The following is an 18,787-nucleotide window of genomic DNA, read 5'->3' as shown; positions in this document are numbered from 1 at the left end:
ATGCGCTGGCCCTCCACCCGTCGCCCACGGGACTCACGCGGTCGCCCTGCTCTGAGCAGACCGGACATCGACGCTGTTGTGCAGGAGTGGACCGAGGCCGAACGGTTCGCCTTCTACTCCCGCTGGGTGGCGAGGTACCTGCCGATCTGGCACGCGGCGTACGCGCGCTACGCCGAGCAGACCGGCGTGGACGCGCCCAAGCGCGAGCTGTTCACGCAGCGGATGGATGAGCTGATCGAGCGTGGGGCCGCGGTGCGCGCGGGGGAGCGGGTGGTCAAGGCACGCCTGAACGAGACCCAGTCGGCGATCAGCGCTCTGACGGCGCACGCTCCGAACGCCTTCGGCGTCGCGCCGTGGACCACGCGCATCCGGACGGCGGCCCTGACCGCGCGGCATTTCCTCCAGGTCTGCTCCGATGGCGCCAAACCCTCCCTGGTGACCGCCGGCGTGTACACCTGGGCGGAGATCGAATCCGGTTTCCCGGGGGACTCGGCCGCGATGCTGATGATGCTCACCCCCAAGGAACGTGCCTCGGCCGGACCGGGTGTGGCCGACGCCCACCACCTGGTCTATGCGCGCCCGTGCCAGGAACACGGATTGGCCGAGGAGGGCCGCGCGGTCTACGACGCGGTCGCCGCCATCATGTCCGACCCGGGCCGCGATCCCGGCCCGTTCCCGCTCGATGACGGGTTCTGGGTGACGAGCCCCAGCCCGGCGCGGGCCCAGCAGGCCCAGGCGTATGAGAAGTTCCATGGGCGCCAGGCTCCGCCGTGGATGCGGTGAGGGTGCTGCCCGCTCGAACTGACATACCAGCGGCGAACTGACATACCTCCGGCGGTGGTTCACACCGCCGGAGATATGTCAGTCGCCGCCTACCTCAGTTGCGGTGGGCGTTGCCGCGGCAGGAGTTGTCGGTCACGACCTCGCCGTCGGCGGTCAGCTCGAGGGTGACGACGTCGTCGTAGACGCGGCGCTCGGTCCCGGTGACGTTGTACTCGTCATCCATGAGCGGGAACAGGTAGACCGGGGTCAGGGTGAGTTCCGATCCGCAGCGGGTGCGCTCGAGGTCCATCTGCAGGTGGCCGTAGTGCAGGCCGCCGTCGACCAGCTGGGGGTTGCCGTTGGCATCGGTCTCCCACAGCTCGGGCTCGTCCACCGAGGCCATCCACTCGGAGTGCGTGTTGAAGCGGATCGGCTCGTAGCTGCCGTCGGCGGTCTCGTACAGCTGCTCACCGCGCAGCCCGTCGGCCGCCACGCCCACGTCGTACATCTGAACACCGACGCCGTCTCCGTCGCTGTCGACGACCGAGCGCTCGAACATCTCGTCGTGCCCGCTGATCACGGCGGCCACGCCGTACTCCTCGAACATCGGGGTGTAGGCGCGCATGGCGACACCGGACTGGTTGTCGGCGAACTCGTGGTTCGGCGGGGTGCCGTGAACCCCACTGGAGTAGGCGGCGTGGTGGAACTGCACGATCACCACCTGCCCTTGTGCTCGCGCGTCGGCGAGTTCGGCCTGCGCCCACTCCCACTGCGCGCTGCCTTCACCCAGGTCCGGCAGGTCGGCCTCGCTGGCATCGGTGCCGTAGACCGCGGCGAACGCCTCGCCGTATTCCTCGGCCGTGAATGAGCCCTGCGTGTCGGTCGGCATCCGCTCGGGGGTGAGGTTGGTGTCGTCGCCGGAGAAGATCTCCCCGGAGAGCATGCCGGTCTCGGTGTTCTCGTCCGGCAGCCCGTTCGTGGAATCGAGGGTGAGGATCGTGACCGGGCCGTGGTCGAGGCGGTAGTAGGAGTCGCGGACCTGTGGGTTGGCCGGATCGCCTGGGGTGACCATGTAGTCGAGGTAGCGGTTGCGCGAGACGACTACCGGCGTGCGGTCCTCCGGTGTGCCGTACCCGCCGCTGATGCTCGCGTAGGTCTCCCAGTTGCCGAGCGCCGTCACCAGCGGGACGTTCGAGGCGAAGTCGCTGGACTCGCCGGCGAAGTGCCGCCAGAACTCGTCCCAGGCCGGCTGGTAGCCCGAACCCTGCGTGAGGTCACCGGCGATCAGCATCAGATCCGGGTCCTGCTCGGCCATGGTGGCGATGTTCGCGTCCAACGCGTCGGCCTGGTTCATCGGGTAGCGCACCAGCTCCTCGCCGTAACGCACCGCTGTGCCGTACCGTTCGGCCCACAACGAGTCGACGCCCGGCCGCTCGGCGGACCCCTCGGCCAGACCGGCCCAGGCGGTCTCCCACTCGCGGTGCTCGATACGCCCGAACGGTTCGGTCTCGGTGTCGGAGAAGGCCATCATCCGCACGTGCTTCCACTTGTCCGACTCGGGCGCGGTGGTGAACCGGGCGGTGTGCTCCACGCCGTCCTGGGTCACCGTGTAGCGGTAGGACTTGTCCGCGCGCAGTCCGTCGATCTGCACGACATGCTGGTAGTTGCTGTCCGAGTGCAACCACGAGCCCTGCTCCAACCCTTCGATGTCCTGAGTCAGCTCGGCGTCGGAGTACTGCATCAGGTCGAGGTAGCGCGGTTCGCTCGTCAGCGTCTGCCGGCCGATGCCGGGGCCGTTGACTGTGACCGTGCCGGGCGTGTCCAGTTCGCTCACCCACACGAGGGTCATGGACTCCGACGACGGCGCCTGCAGGTAGGGCAGCACCCGGAAGCCGGGCTGGGGTTCCACGGGGGAGGATCCCGTGGACGGCAGCGGGGTCATGGATTGCGGGCCTGGGGGTGCAGCCACCGCAGGCGCTGCCAGCGCGGCGGTGGCGGAGAGGGCGAGCAGGATCGGGGCGAGCTTTCGGCGCACGGTGACTCCCGGGTAGTGGCGGGTCCTTCGTTGACTCGACGCGAGTCCAGCATGGCGTAGCGGCCGGGAGCGGTCGAGTGTTTCGAGCGCCGAATCTCGTGCGTCAGCGTGCGGCGTGCTGGCCGGCCCGGGCCGACATCGCGTGCGGATAGTCGGCGTCACGCCCCTGGAACGCGAGCACGTCCGGGTTGCGGATGTGGCCGCCGGCGATCTCGGTCGCCCGCGTGATGGTCTCGCTGGCCGCCCAACCCGGGGGGCCTTCCATCACGGTGCGCAGGAACGGCAGCAGGGCTTCGCTGTTCTCCCATGTGGCGGACTCCCACAGGTGCGAGGGGGAGTGGTCCACGGCGTAGTAGTGCACGTTGTCGCCGACGGTGAACATCGGATCCACGAACGAGGTCGCGCGGGCCCAGCTGAAGCCCATGCCTTCGTCGCAGGAGACGTCCACGATGATGCTGCCGGGCCGGAAGGCGGCCAGATCCTCGCTCTGCAGGTAGGTGAGCGGGGCCAGCGGGTCCTGCAGCGTGCAGTTGACCACGATGTCGCTCTCGGCCAGGTACGGCGCCAGCGGCACTCGTCCCTGATCGCTGATGACGTAGCGCGGCTGGGCGGGATCGTCGTCGTGGTCGAGCTGGAGGATGCGCACCGACGGGATCGGTGAGCCGACGGCGGCCACCTCACGGTTCGTCAGCACCCGCACGTCATGGATGCCCTGGGAGTGCAGGGCCGTCACCGCTCCGCGCGCGGTGGCGCCGAAACCGATGACGACGGCGCGCAGCCACCGTCCGTAGTTGCCGGTCAGCCCGCGCAGCTGCAGGGCGTGCAGCACGGAGGAGTAGCCGGCGAGCTCGTTGTTCTTGTGGAACACGTGCAGGCCGAAGCCGCCGTCGTGCTTCCAGTGGTTCATCGCCTCGAAGGCGATGAGCGTCAGGCGCTTGTCCACCGCGATCTGGGTGAGCGCGACATCCTGAACGCAGTGGGGCCACCCCCACACCACTTGCCCGTCGCGGACCGCGGCCAGGTCGCTCAGCTGCGGTTTGGGAAGTACGAGTATCTCCGCCGCGGTGAGCATTTCCGAGCGCGGCAGGATGGCCGCCACCTGCTCTGCCAGCGCGGCGTCGGTGAAGCCGAAGCGCTCGCCGTATCCGGACTCGAGCACGATCCGGGCGCGCAAGTCAGGATCGATCCGTTCCAGGTGCGCGGGGTGAAGCGCCAGACGCCGTTCGTCCGACTTGGCAGATGCTCCCAGGACGCCGAGTGTGAGGAGGTCGGCAGGCACCCTCAGCGCTTCTTCTTGGCGACGACGGTCTCCATGGCGCTCGCGTGCGCCGCGTTCTGAGTCCGCTTGTCCGCCTTGTCGGCGCGCTTCTCCTTGAGGGACTTTCCGACCTTCTTGGCGTTGGACTTGTTGCTCATGGCGAACTCCCTCGTCACCGGGCCAGAAGGTGGCCCATGTGCTGACAGTACGCCCTTGATGCTCTGCCGGGGCGTTGCTGGCGCCAGGCACCGGATACGCTGGCGTTTCAGGTCCCGACGAGAGGTAGCACCGTGATCAAGAAGCCGGCGTTGACTGTGCTCGGTGTCATCGCCGTGCTGATCGGGGCGGTGTGGGCAGGACAGGGTGTCGGCCTGCTGCCCGGCAGCTCGATGACCGGTGACCCGACCTGGCTGGTGATCGGCGCCGTCGTGCTCGTGGTCGGCGTGGTGCTTATCGTGATCAGCACCCGCGGGCGGTCCTGGCGCAACCCGAACGGACCCTCCGGGCAGCACTGACGCACCGCCGGTCTCGCACCGACAGCCCTCAGGTGATCGGGAAGTTCCCCGAGAACACGTTGTCCGGATCCCAGCGCCGCTTCAGGTCCCGCAGCCGCGGCAGGTTGACCCCGAACGCCGCCTCCAGCAGGTCCGGGCGGGCGGCGACGTCGGCGGTGTCGAAAGACAGGTATAGCCCCTCGCCGTGGCCGACCATCTCGGTGTCCCACACTTCGTCGAGCCGCTGCTGGTTCGCGCCCATCGCGCTGAGCAGGAAGTTCTGGCTCCGGTGCGGGTAGGCGGTCTCGGTCGGGCTCAGGTCGTGCGAGGCGCCGCCGGTCGCGCGGATCTGCAGGAAGTACGCGCTCCCCGACCCCGCCACCCGGGCGAAGGAGTCAGCTGCACCGTCGAGATGAGTCACCAGGGTCGAGCGCACCGCCGGTGACCCGCCACCGGAGTGGTTGCGGTCCCCGGCCTGGACCACCTGCGCGTAGGGCAACTGGTAGGCCTGGTGGCCCAGCAGCGGTCCGGCGTCGGCGAGCCTCTCCAGCTGGCGCACGGCCAGCTCGGTGTCCTGCGTAGCGATCACGGTCATCAGCTGCGCCACCGCCGGTTGCCCGCGGCGGGCGGGGGAGAGGATCAGGAAGCTCGTGATCTCGCGCGGCGCCGCCTCCACGCTCGCGCCCCAGCGCTGCAGCAGCCCGGCGGTGTCGGAGGCATCGAGGGTCATCTGGGAGAACACCACGTCCTCGATCCGCATCGGTTCGATGTCCACCGAGGTGACCACGCCCAGGTTCCCGCCGGCCCCCCGCAGCCCCCAGAACAGGTCGGGGTTCTCCTGCGGTGAGGCGTGCAGGATCTCCCCGGACGCCGTCACCACCTCCACGGCCCGGACCTTGTCGATGGTGAGCCCGAACGCCCGCCCGAGCAGACCCACGCCGCCGGTGGTCGCCAGACCGCCGACACCCACGCCGCCGTAGTCGCCGGAGCTGATGGCCAGCCCGTGCGGGGTGAGCGTCTCGGCCACCTGACCCCAGGTGGCACCGGCACCGGCACGCACGAGCGGGGCATCCTGCCCGAGTACCTCCACCGAACGGAACTCGCGCAGATCCAGTACGAGTCCGCCGTCGTTGGTGGAGCGCCCGCTGATGCCGTGCCCGCCCGAGCGCACCCCGAGCGGGACCTCCTGCTCGCGGGCGAACGCCAGCGCCTGCGCCACCTCGGCCGGGGTGCGCGGTACCAGGACCAACCCCGGGGCGCCGGAGCGCAGGTAGTTGTGCTGCATCCCGGGATAGGCCCGGTCACCCGGCTCGACGGCGCTCGCGGCCAGGGCGTCCGGCAGCCCGTCGTAGTCGATCCCCTCGCGTCGCTTCGCCAGCGCGGCCGAACCGCGCTGCGCCGCAGCCGGCGTGGTGCCCAGGCTCGCCCGTTCCTTCCCGACGGCGTCCCGCACGGCCGGCGCGATCTGCTCGCCGAACGCCTGGATCAGCTCCGGATCGTCGCTGGCCAGGATGAAGGTCCCGATGCCCTCGGTCAGTGCCAGGGCGGTCAGCTCTTCGACCCACTGCTCGGGCGGGCCGTTCAGGTAGCCCTGGGAGGTGGGGGACAGGGACCCGGCGATGTTGAGCAGCCGGCGGATCTCGGCCGGGTGGCGGCCGGCCTTCTCAGCAGCGGCATCGATGGTGGCGTTGCCGCGGGCCAGGTCACCCTCCTGCAGGTAGGACAGCGAGGGCAGCCAGCCGTCGGCGTGGGTGCCCACCAGGCGCAGCATCCGCGGCTTGTACGCGCCGAGCCAGATCGGCACGTCCCCGCGCGGGGCCGGACCGCGCTTGGCACCGCTGAGCCGGTAGTGCTCGCCATCGGTGCGCAGCGACCGCGTATTGGCGCTGTCCCACAGTTCGCGGATCACCTCGATCGCCTCGGTCAGCGCGGTGACGGCCTCGCCCGGAGTGCGACGCGGGGTGCCGAGCGCCTCGATGGCGTCCCAGAACGCCCCGGCGCCCAAACCGAGCGCGGCTCGTCCGCCGGAGAGCAGGTCGAGGGAGGCGAGGGACTTGCCCAGCACCGCCGGCGGGCGCAGCGGCAGGTTGAGCACGTTCCCGGCGAGGGTGATGCGCTCGGTCTGCGCGGCGGCCCAGGTCAGCAGCGTCCAGGTGTCCAGGAAGCTGGGCTGGTACGGGTGGTCCTGAAAGGTGGCCAGGTCCAGACCGACCTGTTCGGTGAGCCGGGCCAGGGCGACCGGGCGCTGCGGGTCGCTCGCCTGGGGTGTCAGGAAGGCGCCGAAGGTCAGGTCGTGGCCGTAGTCAGGCATGGGTCCTCGAGAGATTGAACGTTGTATCGCTATCGAGTGCAACAGCGATTCGTCCCCGTTGTTCCCGCCGGTGCGTGACGGGCGGGCAACCGTCTGGCGGGGTGGCATGAATCCGTGCACAGTAGGAACCGTGGGCGCACACCATGCGCCCGGAATCCGCACGAACCAAGGAGCACACCATTTCTGAGCAGAACAGCGTCACTGTCACCCGCACGATCGACGCCCCCAACGAGGACGTGTTCGAGGCCCTGACCAAGGTGGAGAATCACGAGCGCATCGACGGCTCCGGCTTCGTGCGCTCCCTCGACACCGGCGACAGGATCACCGCCGTCGGTCAGGTGTTCACCATGAACATGGAGGGCGACCACATGGGTGGTGAGTACCAGACCGACAACCACGTGGTCGGCTACGACAAGGACAAGCTCGTCGCCTGGAAGACCGCTCCGGCCGGCACCGAGCCTCCCGGCTGGCAGTGGGTGTGGGACCTCAACCCGGTCGACCCCGGCCACACCGAGGTCACGCTCACCTACGACTGGAGCCACGTCACCGACAAGGAGCTGCTCAAGAAGGTCAGCTTCCCGCTCGTCTCGGCCGAACAGCTGGAGGAGTCGCTGAAGAACCTGGCGGCGCTCGCGCTGGAGAAGTAGCCACTCGGTGCCGAGGTGCTGCTGAACTGGCCTCAGCCGGTGGACAGCGAGGTCCACCATTCCCGTGAACTCAGCAGCACCTCGGTGCGCCACCGTGCCACCTGCGCCAGGAGCGTGCGGCGCACATCGGCGACGTCCGGGTCGTGCCAGCGGTCGTGGACCTCGTCAGGGTCGGTGACCGTGTCGAAGAGTTGACCATCATCGCTGTCGCTGAAGCAGACCAGCTTCCAGCGGCCGTCGGCGACCATCGTCATCAGCTCGGATTCCTGCTGGATCCCGTCGCGAGCCTGCTCGCAGACGACATACTCGCGCCCGCTCCACCCGTCCTCGCCGTGCAGGGCCGGCAGCAAGGACCGCGCCTGCGTGCCAGGGCGTGGTGCGACACCTGCGAGGTCGAGGATGGTCGCGCCGAGATCCATGTGCGAGACGAGATCCTGCACTGGCGGGCGTGGGTCGAACAGCCATGGTGCGTGGACGATCGCCGGCACGCGAACGCAGGGCTCGTACATCGTCCACTTCTGGGAGAGGCCGTGGTCGTTGAGGGCGTCGCCGTGGTCGGAGGTGTAGATCAGGATCGTCTGGTTGAGCACGCCACGGTCCGTCAACGCCTCGATCAGCGCACCTACCTGCTCGTCGATGAGGCTGATGTTCGCGTAGTAGTGCTGCCGCTGCCGGCGTACCTGCTGAGCATCGGGATGCTCGAGATGGACGATCGAGTCGTGGTCGTGGGTCAGATGCTCACGCCGTACCGCGGTGATCGGCCCCGGCATAGCGCCGAACTCACGCTCGTCGCGGTTGGCCGGTGGTAGGTCACGATCGGCGTAGGCGTTCAGCAGCCGCTCCGGTGCGTCGTACGGTGGATGCGGCCCGGGAAACCCGACCTGCAGGAAAAAGGGCTCCTCGCCCGGGTAGTCGGCGAGCCACCGACATGCCAGGGAGCCGACGAAGGCATCGGCATGCAGGTGCTCCGGGGGTTCCCACGTGAAGGCGCCGAGTCGTTCGTCGTAGTCGGAACGCGCGCGCAGAGTGCGTCGGTCGGGTTTGACGTGGCCGCTGACGTGGAGCGCCTTGTCCCAGTTGTCCAGGAAGAACGGGACGGTCGACGTCCCGCGGTCCTTGTTCTCCACGACGTGCCGCTCGTGGAAGCCTGTGGGCGCCTCGTAGGGGAAGGTGTGCATCTTTCCCACGTTGACGCAGCGGTATCCGGAAGCGGCGAGGTCTTCGACCCAGGTGCGTGGCCAGGGCTCGTCGTTGCGCAGGACCCCATTGGCACCAGGGTGCAGCCCGGTGAAGAAGGAGGCCCGCGAGGGTGTGCACGAGGGCGCGGTGACGTAGGCACGGTCGAACGCCACTCCGTCCTCGACCAGGCGGTCCAAGGCCGGGGTGAGCATGTGCGGATACCCGAGCGCGGCGATCGTGTCGTAGCGCTGCTGATCGGTCATCACCAGCACGACATTGGGCCGCGTCGTCACCGCACGTTCCTGGCAGCCGGCGGCCTCGCCTGGTGCACCGTGAGCCCGAGCTCGTCGAAGATGGAGCGCAGCGCGGCAGGCGGTTCGCCGTCGGTCACCAGGTCGTGGGCTGCGCTCAGCGGAGCCACCAGGGCGAACTGAGGCCGGTTGAACTTGGTGGAGTCCGCGACGACGACGATGCGCGAGGACCGTTTGATGAGGTGACGCATCATCGAGGCTTCTCCGAGATTGCTGACAGAGAAGCCCTCATGGGTGATGCCCCCGACGCCGATCACGGCGATGTCGAAGTGCACAGCACCGGGGTCGCCGAGATCGGGGAACGACGCCTGCCCCACGGTCACCTGGGAGGAGAAGCGCACGTCCCCGCCGAAGATGTAAAGGTTGCGGACGGCGTGGGTCGGCACGTCGAAGGGGATGCTCAGGTTGTTGGTGGCGATCGTCAGGTCACGGTGGTCGGTGAGGCTGCGGGCGACGGCCAGCGTGGTGGTCCCGCCGTTGAAGGCGATCACCGCCCCGTGGGGGATCAGTGTCGCGGTCAGCGCACCGATGTGTTTCTTCTCCGGTTCCTGCAGTTGCTGGCGGATCCGCAGCTCGCGGTCGGGGCTGGTGATCACCGAGTTGGCGATCGCACCTCCCCGGGTGCGGCTGACGTGACCGTCTTTGTGCAGCTCGATGAGATCTCGGCGCACAGTGTCGGCAGAGACCTCGAACTGCTCAGCGATCTCGTGCACGCTGGCCTGCCGCATCGACTCGATGAACTCGACGATGCGCCCCCGGCGTACGGCGGGTAGTTCCGCTCCGCCGGATTCTGCGGATTCCTCGCTCACTCCGCTCGCTCCCTTGCTCGTTCCTGCGCGTGCCCCGCAACGTATCGCGCCGGTCGCTCCCGGCGCACACCCTGTCACTGCTCAGAAGCTCTGCGCACTCATGCCTGATAAAGCAAACTCTTGCAGAGAGTTGCGTAGTTGTGCAACTATCACCAAGGTGCTTCCGCAGAAGCATGCACCTTCCAGAGACCCGGAGCCGTCACAGCAGACGCGCACGGGCCGGATGACATCCTTGGAGGAATCATGAACAGCGCTGTTCGCCCGCTCCGCACGCCTCGTCGTCGGGGCAGTCAGGCCGCCGTGGCGGCCCTTGCTGTCGCAGCACTCGCCACCGCGTGTGGTGGCGGTGATGCCGCCGACGGTGGCGACGCCGACAGTGACGATGAGGTCACCATCGAATTCATGCAGTGGTGGGAGCCGGAGTTGCCCGACGGCGCTCTGGCGGGACTCATCGACGAGTTCGAGTCGGAGAATCCCGGTATCAACGTCGACCTGCTCTCCGGTCCGTACGCCTCGATCAAGGACCAGGTGATCGCGGGCTCGGCCTCCGGCACGATGCCGGACGTGCTCGGTCTGGCCGGTTCGTGGGTGCATGACTTCGCTACCCAGGGGTCGATCGCCAACCTCACTGACACGATGGCCGAGTACGGCTACGACGACTCCCAGCTGGGTGCCCAGGTTCGTGTGGACGGTTCGGCGTACTCGATCCCGGTGGTCAACTTCGCCTATCCGATGTTCGTCAACAACACGCTGCTCGAGGAGGCCGGCGTCGAGGTGCCGACCACGCGGAGCGAGTTCGCTGACGCCGCGCAACAGATCACCGACAGCACCGAGGCGTCTGGTTTCGTGGCCGCGCTCGGGCTGGAGCAGCCCAACGGCATCCAGATCGACATCATGCCCTGGAACTGGGCCTCCGGAGGCACCATGCTCACCGAGGACGGTGGCCCGGCAGCCGACAACGAGGACGTCCGCGACACCGTCGCTTTCATCAAGGAGCTGTGGGACGCAGGCGTCATGGCCCCTGGCGGCCTCACCATGGCCGAGCAGGACAAGGTCGAGGAGTTCACCAACGGGCGGGTGGCGATGATGGTGTCCTCGCTCGCGCACATCAACCTCATCCGCGAGAGCAGCCCGGACCTGGACTTCTCGGTGGTGCCGATGCCGGTCACGGAGGGCTACACCGGCGAATCCGGCGTGCGGTACGCCGAGTGGGGCATCGGGATGTCGGCGGGAACCGAGCACCCGGAGGAGTCCTGGAAGCTGATCGAGTTCATCATGAGCGAGCAGGCCAACGGTGAGTTGAGCAGCTTCGCCAATGGTTTCCCCGGCAACGTCAACGTCACGCCCGATCTGGAGGATGCCGACCCCCTGTTCCGGGACGCCTTCGAGATCTGGCAGGCCGGCTACCCCGCCAGTGAGTTCACCGGGCTCCCGCTCGCGGATGAGCTGATGCGCGTCTTCGACCAGGAGCTGCAAGAGGTCCTCGCCGCGGACAAGCCGATCGATGAGGCGATGGCCGCCGTCCAGGAGGAGTGGTCGGGCACCTTCTAGCCCACCCGCAGTGCCCATGCGTCCGACTCCGGCGGCGCGGGCCAGTTCCCGCCCGCGCCGCCCTCACCCACCCTCGCTTCGAAGGGGTTCGACATGACCTCGCTGACCTCGCGGCGACAATCCCGCGGCCACGCGGCGACTGCCTACGCCTATCTGTCCCCGACGCTCGTCCTGCTCGTCGTGCTGATGGCTGTCCCCATCGGGATGGTGATCTGGTACTCCCTGCAGAACAACGTCATCACCAATGCCAACCCCGAGCTGGTCGGCCTGCAGCACTACGTCGATATCCTCGGCGACTCCCAGTTCCATGCGGCGCTGAAGAACACCGCGGTGTTCGTCCTTGCCTCGGTGGCCGCGCACCTCGTGCTCGGCCTGGCCTTCGCCACCCTGTTGAACACGCCGCTGTTGCCGAACCGGATCAAGACCATCTTCCGGACGATCTTCGTCCTTCCGTGGCTGCTCACCGTGGCTATCGTGGCCATTCTGTGGCGGTTGATCCTCAACCCGAGCGGGGTGTTCAACTACGTTCTGACCACCGTCGGCGTGATTGACGGGCCGAAGGAATGGCTCGGGGACCCGGCGCTGGCGCTGTTCGCCGTCACCTTGATGAACATCTGGTACGGCTATCCGTTCTTCATGGTGAGTCTGCTGGCCGGCCTGCAGGGTATCTCCGCCGACCTCTACGAGGCTGCTTCGGTCGACGGGGCAGGCCCGATTCGGCGATTCACCTCGATCACGGTGCCGCAGCTGCGACCGATCATCATCTCGATGACCTTGCTCGACCTGATCTGGACCTCCCACCAGTTCGCCCTGATCTGGATGAGCACCGGCGGGGGACCGCTGGACCGCACCGAGCTGCTGTCCACCTACACCTACAAGCTCGCGTTCTCGCAGTACATGTTCTCGACGGCGTCCGCCAGCGCGGTGTTCTTCCTGCTCATCTCCGCGCTGCTCGCCTATGCCTACGTCCGCCACCAGAAGGCGAGGGACTGATCGTGGCCGCCCCTACTCTGCCCAGACAGCAGCACTGCTCCACCGCCGTCGCCCCCGCTCCTGCCCGGGGGATGACCGCCCGGCAGCGGCGCCGCATCGCCCTGGTGCTGACCGTGACCGGACTGGTTCTGGGCGCGACGTTCGCCGGGGCGCCGATCGTATGGATGGTGCTGTCGGCGCTGAAGTCCAACGCGGAGATCTTCGCCTATCCGCCACAGTTGCTCTCTGACAACCCCTCGATCCAGCCGTTCCTCAGCATCCTGCAAGATCCCCGGCAACTGCGATTCTTCTTCAACTCCTACGTCGTGGCGCTCTCGGTGGTGGCACTGACCCTGCTGGTGGCCGTGCACGCGGCCTATGCCTTCAGCCGCTATGAGTTCCCCGGCAAGCACCTGATGAACGTCGTGGTGATCTCGGTCCAGGCAGTTCCGCCCGTCACTCTCCTCATCCCGTACTTCGGGCTGATGGTGGCCTTGGGCCTGTACAACAGCTACGCCGGTCTGATCCTCACCTATATCGTCTTCACGCTCTCTTACGCGATCATCATGATGACCGGGTACTTCAACACTCTGCCGCGTGAGCTGGACGAGGCCGCGCGAGTCGATGGCACCTCCTCCTTCGGTGCCCTGTGGCGCATTCTCATCCCGATCTCGTTGCCCGGGATGGTCTCGGTGGGGATGTACACCTTCATGATCGCGTGGAACGAGTACCTGTTCGCGCTGACGCTCACCCGCACCGATGACATGCGCACCGTGCCCATCGGCATCCAGTTGCTCATGGGGCAGCACTCCTACGACTGGAACCAGATGATGGCGATGAGTGTGCTCGGCTCGTTGCCCGTGATCGTGCTGTTCGTCTTCTTCCAACGATTCTTCATCGGTGGAATGACGTCCGGATCTGTCAAGAACTGAATTTCACCCAACCGAGAGGAACCGCTCAGATGTCACTCATCACGGGTGCGCAGATTCTTGCGCCCGCCAGTGCGCAGGGCTTTGCCGTGCCGGCGCTCAACCTGTCCGACTACGGCATGCTGATGGCCGCCTTCGAAGTCTGTGAGGAGCTCAAGTCTCCGCTGATGGTCGCCCTGGGTCCGAAGGAGGGCAACTGGATCGGCCCGGACTTCATCCCCGCCGTGCTCTCGCGTGCTGCACGCTCCACCGTGCCGACCGTGCTGCACTGGGACCACGGGGCCACGCTGGACGAGGCCGTGCGCGCCATCAAGCTTGGATACAGCTCGGTCATGATCGACGCCTCACTCGAACCGTTCGAGCGCAACGTGGAGATCACCTCCCGGGTGGTCGAGGTGGCGCATGCCGCCGGGGTGTCGGTCGAAGGGGAGCTCGGCACCATCGGCAAGACCGTCGGAGCCGACGAGGGCGGCACCGATGACATCCTCTACACCGAGCCCGCGGAGGCCGTCGAGTTCGCACGGCGCACTGGCGTGGATTCGCTCGCCATCGCCATCGGGACCAGGCACGGCATCTACCCCAAGTCCCTGAAGCCCGAGCTGCGGCTGAGCCTGCTCGACGAGATCGACGAGGTCGTCGACGTCCCGCTGGTCCTGCACGGTGGGTCCGACAACCCCGACGCGGAGATCCGGGAGGCCTGCCGGCGCGGCATCAACAAGGTCAATATCTCCTCCGACGTCAAGCGTGCCTTCTACGACGCGATGCGTGGGGTGCTTGCCGACACCTCGCTGCTGGATCCCCGGCTGATCGTTCCCGGGGCGATGGAGGCCGCAAAGGACCTGGTCCGCCACAAGATCGATCTCTTCGGGTCAGCCGGCACGATCCACTACTACGACTGAGAGGGAGGCGAGCGTGCAGACAGCCCAGCCCACCACGACGCCTGCCGGAACGTGGTGGCCAGATCGTTACCAGGAACTCGTCGAGCAACGCCAGACTCTCCTCGACAGGTGCGGGCCGATCGTCGCCGGATTCTCGGCGACCACCGATGCCCTGCACCCTGTCGAGGCGGGGGGACTGGGACGGCTGCTGGCCGCGACCGCATCCGCGCCCGAGGTCGCGGAGGGTCTGGCCACCGTGCAGGAGTGGCTGCGAACGGGCCGCGATGGTGAGCTGTTCATCGACGACCACGCAGCGGAACCCCTGCTGGAGGAGCTGCTCGGGCCGCCCACGCGCGTGCAGTGCGGTGGCACCTCGATCCAGGCCGCCTGGAGTTGGTCCGAGCTCGGGCTCGAGCCACTGCTGGCGCTGCGCAACCGAAGCGCCCGCCAGCTGCGCGCCACCCCCGACGGCGTCCGCCTCGCTGTCGGGGACGGCGTGGCGCCCGCACGCACCGTCACGGCGACCTCCGGCGCCCCGGTGCCCTCCAACCACGTGCTCGAGCTGGCGCGTGGGCTGCGAGCGGGCGGGGTCGAGGTCACCCGGTCCAGCCGCATCACCGTGGTGATGGCGCGCAAGCGCCTCCAGCTGGATGAGGACTTCCTGCACCGCTCGCCCGATTTCGTGGCGGGCGGCGTCGGGCTGGTCTCCGGGCTGAACGGCCTCGCGCGTGCCACCAGCGAGGAGGTCCTCGGCGTCGTGGCCGGTGCGGTCGCCGCGTGGCGGGAGGCGGGTGCGCGTCTGGTCCACCTGGAGCTCGCGGAGTATGCGCGGCCCGGCGAGCTCAGCCGGGTGATGGCCCAGGTGGGCCCGCACGTGGACTCGGTCGGCATGAATGCCGGCGAGCTGACCAGATTGCTCGGCGCCGGTCACCCCGCGCACGTCGCGGCCCAGTTCGCCGCGGCTTTCGGGCTGCGCCGGGTGGTCGTGCACGCGGACCGATGGGCGATGAGCGTGCACCGCGGCGACCCTCGCACGGAAGAACGTGCGCTTGCTGCCGGCAGCCTGGCAGCGGCCAACCGCGCCGAGCATGGCTCACCCCGCGGACAGTGGCGCGTGCCGGATGCCGCACGCTTCGCCGTCGAGATCCCCGAGGCCGGCTCCGCGGCGGAGAGCTACCGGGTGAGCGCGGTAGCCACCCCGTATCTCGCTCAGCCACGCTCGACCATCGGCCTGGGCGATACGTTCGTGAGCGGCGACCTGCTCGTCCATGCCGGCACCGAGACCTGACCCCACACAAGGAGAACAGATGCACCAGCAGCAGACTCTGACCGGACGTCGCGTCATCGTCACCGGGGGAGGCATCGGGATCGGCCTGGGAATCACCCGGCGATTCGCCCAGGCCGGGGCGAAGGTCGCCATCACCACGCACTCCCGCCCCGCCGAGGGTGTGATCGAGGCGCTCGCGGACGAGGGTATCGAGGTGATCGGCTCCCGGCTCGATGCCCGAGACAGCGGCGAGGTCGACCGGGCGATCGACGACCTGACCGGCCGGCTCGGCGGCCTGGACGTGCTCGTCAACAACGCCGGCGGGCTGGTGGCGCGCCACCCCGTGGCGCAGATGCCCGACGAGCACTGGGAGGCGGTGATGACGCTGAACGTCACCTCGGTCTTCTACGCCAGCCGCGCGGCGCTGCGCCACCTCGGCGAGGGCGGGCGGATCCTGACGATCACCTCCCTGGCCGGCAAGAACGGCGGCGGGAACGGGGCCTCGGCCTATGCCACCGCGAAGGCGGCGCTGGACGGCTTCACCCGGGCACTGGCGAAGGAGGTGGCCGCGTCCGGGATCACCGTGAACGCGATCGCGCCGGGCCTGATCCTGGACACCCCGTTCCACGAGACCTTCACCCCGGTGGAGGCCCAGCAGCAGCAGATCGCCGCCATCCCGGTGGGCCGGGCCGGCTACCCCGACGACGTTGCCGCCGCGGCCGAGTTCTATGCACGGGCGGACTCCGGTTTCACCACCGGCACCTCGCTGGACCTCAACGGGGGCGTGCACTTCTCCTGAGCAGTCCGGCTCGGGTCGGCGCTACGCACACGCACGAATCCCGCTGCGGATGCCCGCAGCGGGATTCGTGCGCATAAGTCGATGGTGGGGAGGCGGCTCAGATGTTGGTGGTGACGTCCCCGGACTCGCGCAGTTCGGTGACGATCTCGCCGATGGCGGCGTTCTGCTGCTCGCTCACGGCCTGCTGGGCGATCTGGTCGCGGGCCTCCTCGAACGGCGGGATCTCGTCCTCACCCGCGCCCTGGGCCTCGGCCTGCTCCACGAGCGTGTCGTACTGCGCCCGCAGCTCGTCCTCGCTCGGCTCGCTGACCTCGGCCTCGGTCTCGACGAAGGCGTTGACGGCGTACTGGTCGGCGGCGTCCTGGCGGATGTCCTCCTCGCTCAGGCCCTGCTCCACCAGGGCGTCGATGACCTCCTGGGCGGAGCCGAGGCCGTTCTGAGCGGCGACCTCCTCCAGCGTGGCAGTGACGTCGTCCTCGGTGGCCTCGATCCCGGCCTCGTCGGCGGCCTGGGTGAGCAGCACGTTGTTGACCAGCTGGTCGAGGGTCTGCTGCTGGATCTGGGCCTGGTCGACCTGCTGGCCGGTCTGCTGCTGGGACATGGCCGCCTGCTGGAGCTGGCCCTCGTAGCTGGAGAAGAACTCGTCGCGATCGATCTCCTCGCCGTTGACCTCGGCCACGACCTCGGGGAAGTCCTCGGGGTCGGGGGCCTCAGCGCCGGCGTCGGGGTCGGCGGGAGCCTCGGTCCCTGCCTCGGTGGGGCTCTCAGCGGCGTCCGGTTCGTCCTCGGACGTGCAGCCGGTCAGTGCCACGGCCGCAGCCAGGGTGAGGGCGGCCAGGGTGGACTTGCGCGGCATGGGGAGACTCCTCGGGGTTGGTGCCGTAGCCCTCGACGGTACCCGCTCGACCTGGACAGCACCTGATCGCGCTGTTCGCCCCCCGCGGACGGCCACCCCGCCAGGCCGGCGCCCGCGGGACTCAGCCGCTGCCGGCCACCTGGGCGAGCACGCGATCACGCGCGTGGGCGAGGTGCTCGACCAGGGCGATCCGGGCCCGGTTCTCGTCACCCTCGCGGATCGCGGCCATGATCTCCTCGTGCTCGCTGACCACGGTCGAGGGCGTGGTGCGCCGGTGCGCGGCGTACTGGCCCATGGTCAGGTGGATCTCGCCGGAGATCATCTCGTACATGCGTGAGAGCCGGGCGCTGCTCAGGCCCTCCACGATCCCCCAGTGGAAGGCGATATCGGCCTGCACCTGCTCGGCGAAGTCCTCCCGAGCGGCGGCCTGCTGCATCACGGCCTGGGCCTTGGCCATCTCCTCGGGCAGGTGGCTGAGGCGGGCCAGGTGGGAGGCGGCTGCCGCCTCGAAGGTCTCGCGACTGAAGAACAGGTCCTGGATCTCGGCAGCCGAGAGCTGAGGCACCACCGCGGACTTGTGGGCCACCCGGCGCAGCAGACCGAGACCGGTCAGGCGCTCCAGGCAGGACTTCGCCGTCGGGCGGGCCACCCCGTACTCATCGGCCACGCGCTGTTCGGTGACCCGTTCACCCGGCGGGATCTCACCGTTGATGATCCGGGCGCGTAGGGACTCGAAGAGTGCCTCCGTCAGGGACGCAGGCCCGAGCTTGATCTGGCTGCTACTCGTCGACACTCCTCATCCTTCCTCCGGCACCGGGAACGATCGCGATGACGCCCCCGGATTGTTGCCTGTCATGCCGTCATGTCGGTGCCGCAATATCGACTGACATCATGACAGTTCATCGCGATCACCGTCCCGCCGATGGCGTCAGCCAGCCCAGGGTGTCGGTGGTGGCGCGGGTGGGCTTGTACTCGGCCGCCACCGTGCCCCGGTAGCCGCCCTCGCGCAGGGCGGATCCGATCGCCGTGAAGTCCAGCTCGCCGGATCCTGGTTCGCCGCGGCCGGGGGAGTCGGCGAGCTGGACGTGCCCGATCTCGGCGGCGCGCTGCCTGGCCACGGCGGCCACGTCGGCGCCGTTCATCCCCAGGTGGAAGGAGTCGAACAGCAGCGCCAGCCGCGGGGAGCCGACCTCCTCGATCAGCGCGGCCACGTCCTGGTCGTCGAACAGCGGATAGGCGCCGTTCAGCCCGCGCGCGAGCGGCTCCACCAGGATGGTGCCGTCGATCTCGGCCACCGCCTCGGCGGCCCGTCGATAGGCCCCGACGGCGTGGGCTCGCTGCGCCTGCTCCTTGCCCTCCTCGGGCTGTCCGTAGAGCAGGTTGAACCTGCGCACGCCGGTGGCGCGGGCCAGGCGCAGGAGCGCGTCCGTGGAGCGATCGAGCTCCTCGGCGCGCTCGGGCCGGCAGGTCACGCCGCGCTCGCCGCCGGGCATGTCGCCGGCGTAGAAGTTCAGGCCGATCAGCTGCACGCCGGCGTCGGCGATCCGCGCGGCCACCTCATCCACGCGGTCCTCGCCCGGGTGCGGTTCGGCGAACGGCCACCAGCTCTCCACGGTGTGGAAGCCGGCGTCGGCCGCGGCCTGGAAGCGGTCGAGGTAGTCGACCTCGGTGAACAGGAGGGACACATTGGCGCTGACGTCGTAGTCGTTGAACTGCATGGGTCCACCTT

The 18,787-nt window shown here is 68.6% G+C and carries 18 protein-coding genes; 9 read left to right on the top strand and 9 right to left on the bottom strand.

The features are described from left to right. Positions 1–783 (top strand): hypothetical protein, encoded by a 783-nt coding sequence (locus LQF12_RS10345; protein ID WP_231052855.1) that lies wholly within the window; start codon positions 1–3, stop codon positions 781–783. Between the two features lie 94 nt (positions 784–877). Here LQF12_RS10345 and LQF12_RS10340 read toward each other — a convergent pair whose 3' ends face one another. The 3 genes from LQF12_RS10340 to LQF12_RS16430 all read right to left on the bottom strand — a co-directional run bounded on the left by LQF12_RS10340 (position 878) and on the right by LQF12_RS16430 (position 4,213). After that, positions 878–2,797, bottom strand: a complete 1,920-nt coding sequence (locus tag LQF12_RS10340) for a metallophosphoesterase family protein (RefSeq protein ID WP_231052854.1) — start codon at positions 2,795–2,797, stop codon at positions 878–880. 103 nt (positions 2,798–2,900) lie between these two features. Then, a complete protein-coding gene (locus LQF12_RS10335; RefSeq protein WP_435531180.1) occupies positions 2,901–4,076 on the bottom strand; it encodes a N(5)-(carboxyethyl)ornithine synthase in 1,176 nt (391 codons plus the stop codon). 2 nt (positions 4,077–4,078) lie between these two features. Continuing rightward, a complete protein-coding gene (locus LQF12_RS16430) occupies positions 4,079–4,213 on the bottom strand; it encodes a hypothetical protein (protein WP_290370763.1) in 135 nt (44 codons plus the stop codon). 132 nt (positions 4,214–4,345) lie between these two features. Between LQF12_RS16430 and LQF12_RS10330 the strand changes: the two genes are divergently transcribed. Then, positions 4,346–4,570 (top strand): hypothetical protein, encoded by a 225-nt coding sequence (locus LQF12_RS10330; protein WP_231052853.1) that lies wholly within the window; start codon positions 4,346–4,348, stop codon positions 4,568–4,570. A gap of 28 nt (positions 4,571–4,598) precedes the next feature. Here the strand turns inward: LQF12_RS10330 and LQF12_RS10325 are convergent, their stop codons facing one another. Continuing rightward, the gene (locus tag LQF12_RS10325; RefSeq protein ID WP_231052852.1) at positions 4,599–6,860 is read right to left on the bottom strand and encodes an LLM class flavin-dependent oxidoreductase; all 2,262 of its coding nucleotides are present in this window, start codon (positions 6,858–6,860) and stop codon (positions 4,599–4,601) included. Between the two features lie 179 nt (positions 6,861–7,039). Between LQF12_RS10325 and LQF12_RS10320 the strand changes: the two genes are divergently transcribed. Next, positions 7,040–7,507, top strand: coding sequence for an SRPBCC family protein (locus tag LQF12_RS10320; RefSeq protein ID WP_435531237.1), 468 nt, complete (start codon positions 7,040–7,042; stop codon positions 7,505–7,507). Positions 7,508–7,539: 32 nt separating this feature from the next. Here LQF12_RS10320 and LQF12_RS10315 read toward each other — a convergent pair whose 3' ends face one another. Both LQF12_RS10315 and LQF12_RS10310 read right to left on the bottom strand, forming a co-directional pair. Then, the gene (locus tag LQF12_RS10315) at positions 7,540–8,979 is read right to left on the bottom strand and encodes a sulfatase family protein (protein ID WP_231052850.1); all 1,440 of its coding nucleotides are present in this window, start codon (positions 8,977–8,979) and stop codon (positions 7,540–7,542) included. Continuing rightward, positions 8,976–9,806 (bottom strand): DeoR/GlpR family DNA-binding transcription regulator, encoded by an 831-nt coding sequence (locus LQF12_RS10310; protein ID WP_231052849.1) that lies wholly within the window; start codon positions 9,804–9,806, stop codon positions 8,976–8,978. Before LQF12_RS10310 ends, LQF12_RS10315 begins: the two co-directional genes overlap by 4 nt. 243 nt (positions 9,807–10,049) lie before the next feature. Here LQF12_RS10310 and LQF12_RS10305 point away from each other — a divergent pair, with 243 nt between their 5' ends. From LQF12_RS10305 to LQF12_RS10280, 6 genes are all read left to right on the top strand, one after another. Further along, a complete protein-coding gene (locus LQF12_RS10305; RefSeq protein ID WP_231052848.1) occupies positions 10,050–11,357 on the top strand; it encodes an ABC transporter substrate-binding protein in 1,308 nt (435 codons plus the stop codon). 93 nt (positions 11,358–11,450) lie between these two features. Beyond that, complete coding sequence (locus tag LQF12_RS10300) at positions 11,451–12,350, top strand: carbohydrate ABC transporter permease (RefSeq protein ID WP_231052847.1); 900 nt, start codon at positions 11,451–11,453, stop codon at positions 12,348–12,350. Between the two features lie 2 nt (positions 12,351–12,352). After that, entirely contained in the window at positions 12,353–13,261 is a 909-nt protein-coding gene (locus LQF12_RS10295; RefSeq protein WP_231052846.1) for a carbohydrate ABC transporter permease, read from the top strand. Positions 13,262–13,290: 29 nt separating this feature from the next. Continuing rightward, positions 13,291–14,157: a ketose-bisphosphate aldolase gene (locus LQF12_RS10290; RefSeq protein ID WP_231052845.1), complete on the top strand. Its 867-nt coding sequence runs from the start codon at positions 13,291–13,293 to the stop codon at positions 14,155–14,157. Between the two features lie 13 nt (positions 14,158–14,170). After that, positions 14,171–15,424 carry an ADP-dependent glucokinase/phosphofructokinase gene (locus LQF12_RS10285; protein WP_231052844.1) on the top strand — a complete coding sequence of 418 codons (1,254 nt, stop codon included), beginning with the start codon at positions 14,171–14,173 and terminating at the stop codon, positions 15,422–15,424. A 19-nt stretch (positions 15,425–15,443) separates the two neighbouring features. Beyond that, positions 15,444–16,202 (top strand): SDR family NAD(P)-dependent oxidoreductase, encoded by a 759-nt coding sequence (locus LQF12_RS10280; RefSeq protein WP_231052843.1) that lies wholly within the window; start codon positions 15,444–15,446, stop codon positions 16,200–16,202. Between the two features lie 97 nt (positions 16,203–16,299). Here LQF12_RS10280 and LQF12_RS10275 read toward each other — a convergent pair whose 3' ends face one another. From LQF12_RS10275 to LQF12_RS10265, 3 genes are all read right to left on the bottom strand, one after another. Continuing rightward, complete coding sequence (locus tag LQF12_RS10275) at positions 16,300–17,058, bottom strand: SurA N-terminal domain-containing protein (protein ID WP_231052842.1); 759 nt, start codon at positions 17,056–17,058, stop codon at positions 16,300–16,302. A 121-nt stretch (positions 17,059–17,179) separates the two neighbouring features. After that, positions 17,180–17,851 (bottom strand): GntR family transcriptional regulator, encoded by a 672-nt coding sequence (locus LQF12_RS10270; protein WP_231052841.1) that lies wholly within the window; start codon positions 17,849–17,851, stop codon positions 17,180–17,182. Between the two features lie 115 nt (positions 17,852–17,966). After that, on the bottom strand, positions 17,967–18,776 hold the full coding sequence (locus LQF12_RS10265; protein WP_231052840.1) for a hydroxypyruvate isomerase family protein: 810 nt from the start codon (positions 18,774–18,776) through the stop codon (positions 17,967–17,969). Between the last annotated feature and the right edge of the window lie 11 nt (positions 18,777–18,787).

This window comes from Ruania suaedae, assembly GCF_021049265.1.
In the GTDB taxonomy this organism is placed as follows: Bacteria; Actinomycetota; Actinomycetes; order Actinomycetales; family Beutenbergiaceae; genus Ruania; species Ruania suaedae.
Note: the sequence above shows the minus strand (reverse complement) of the source record. Positions and strands in the feature narration are given on the sequence as shown.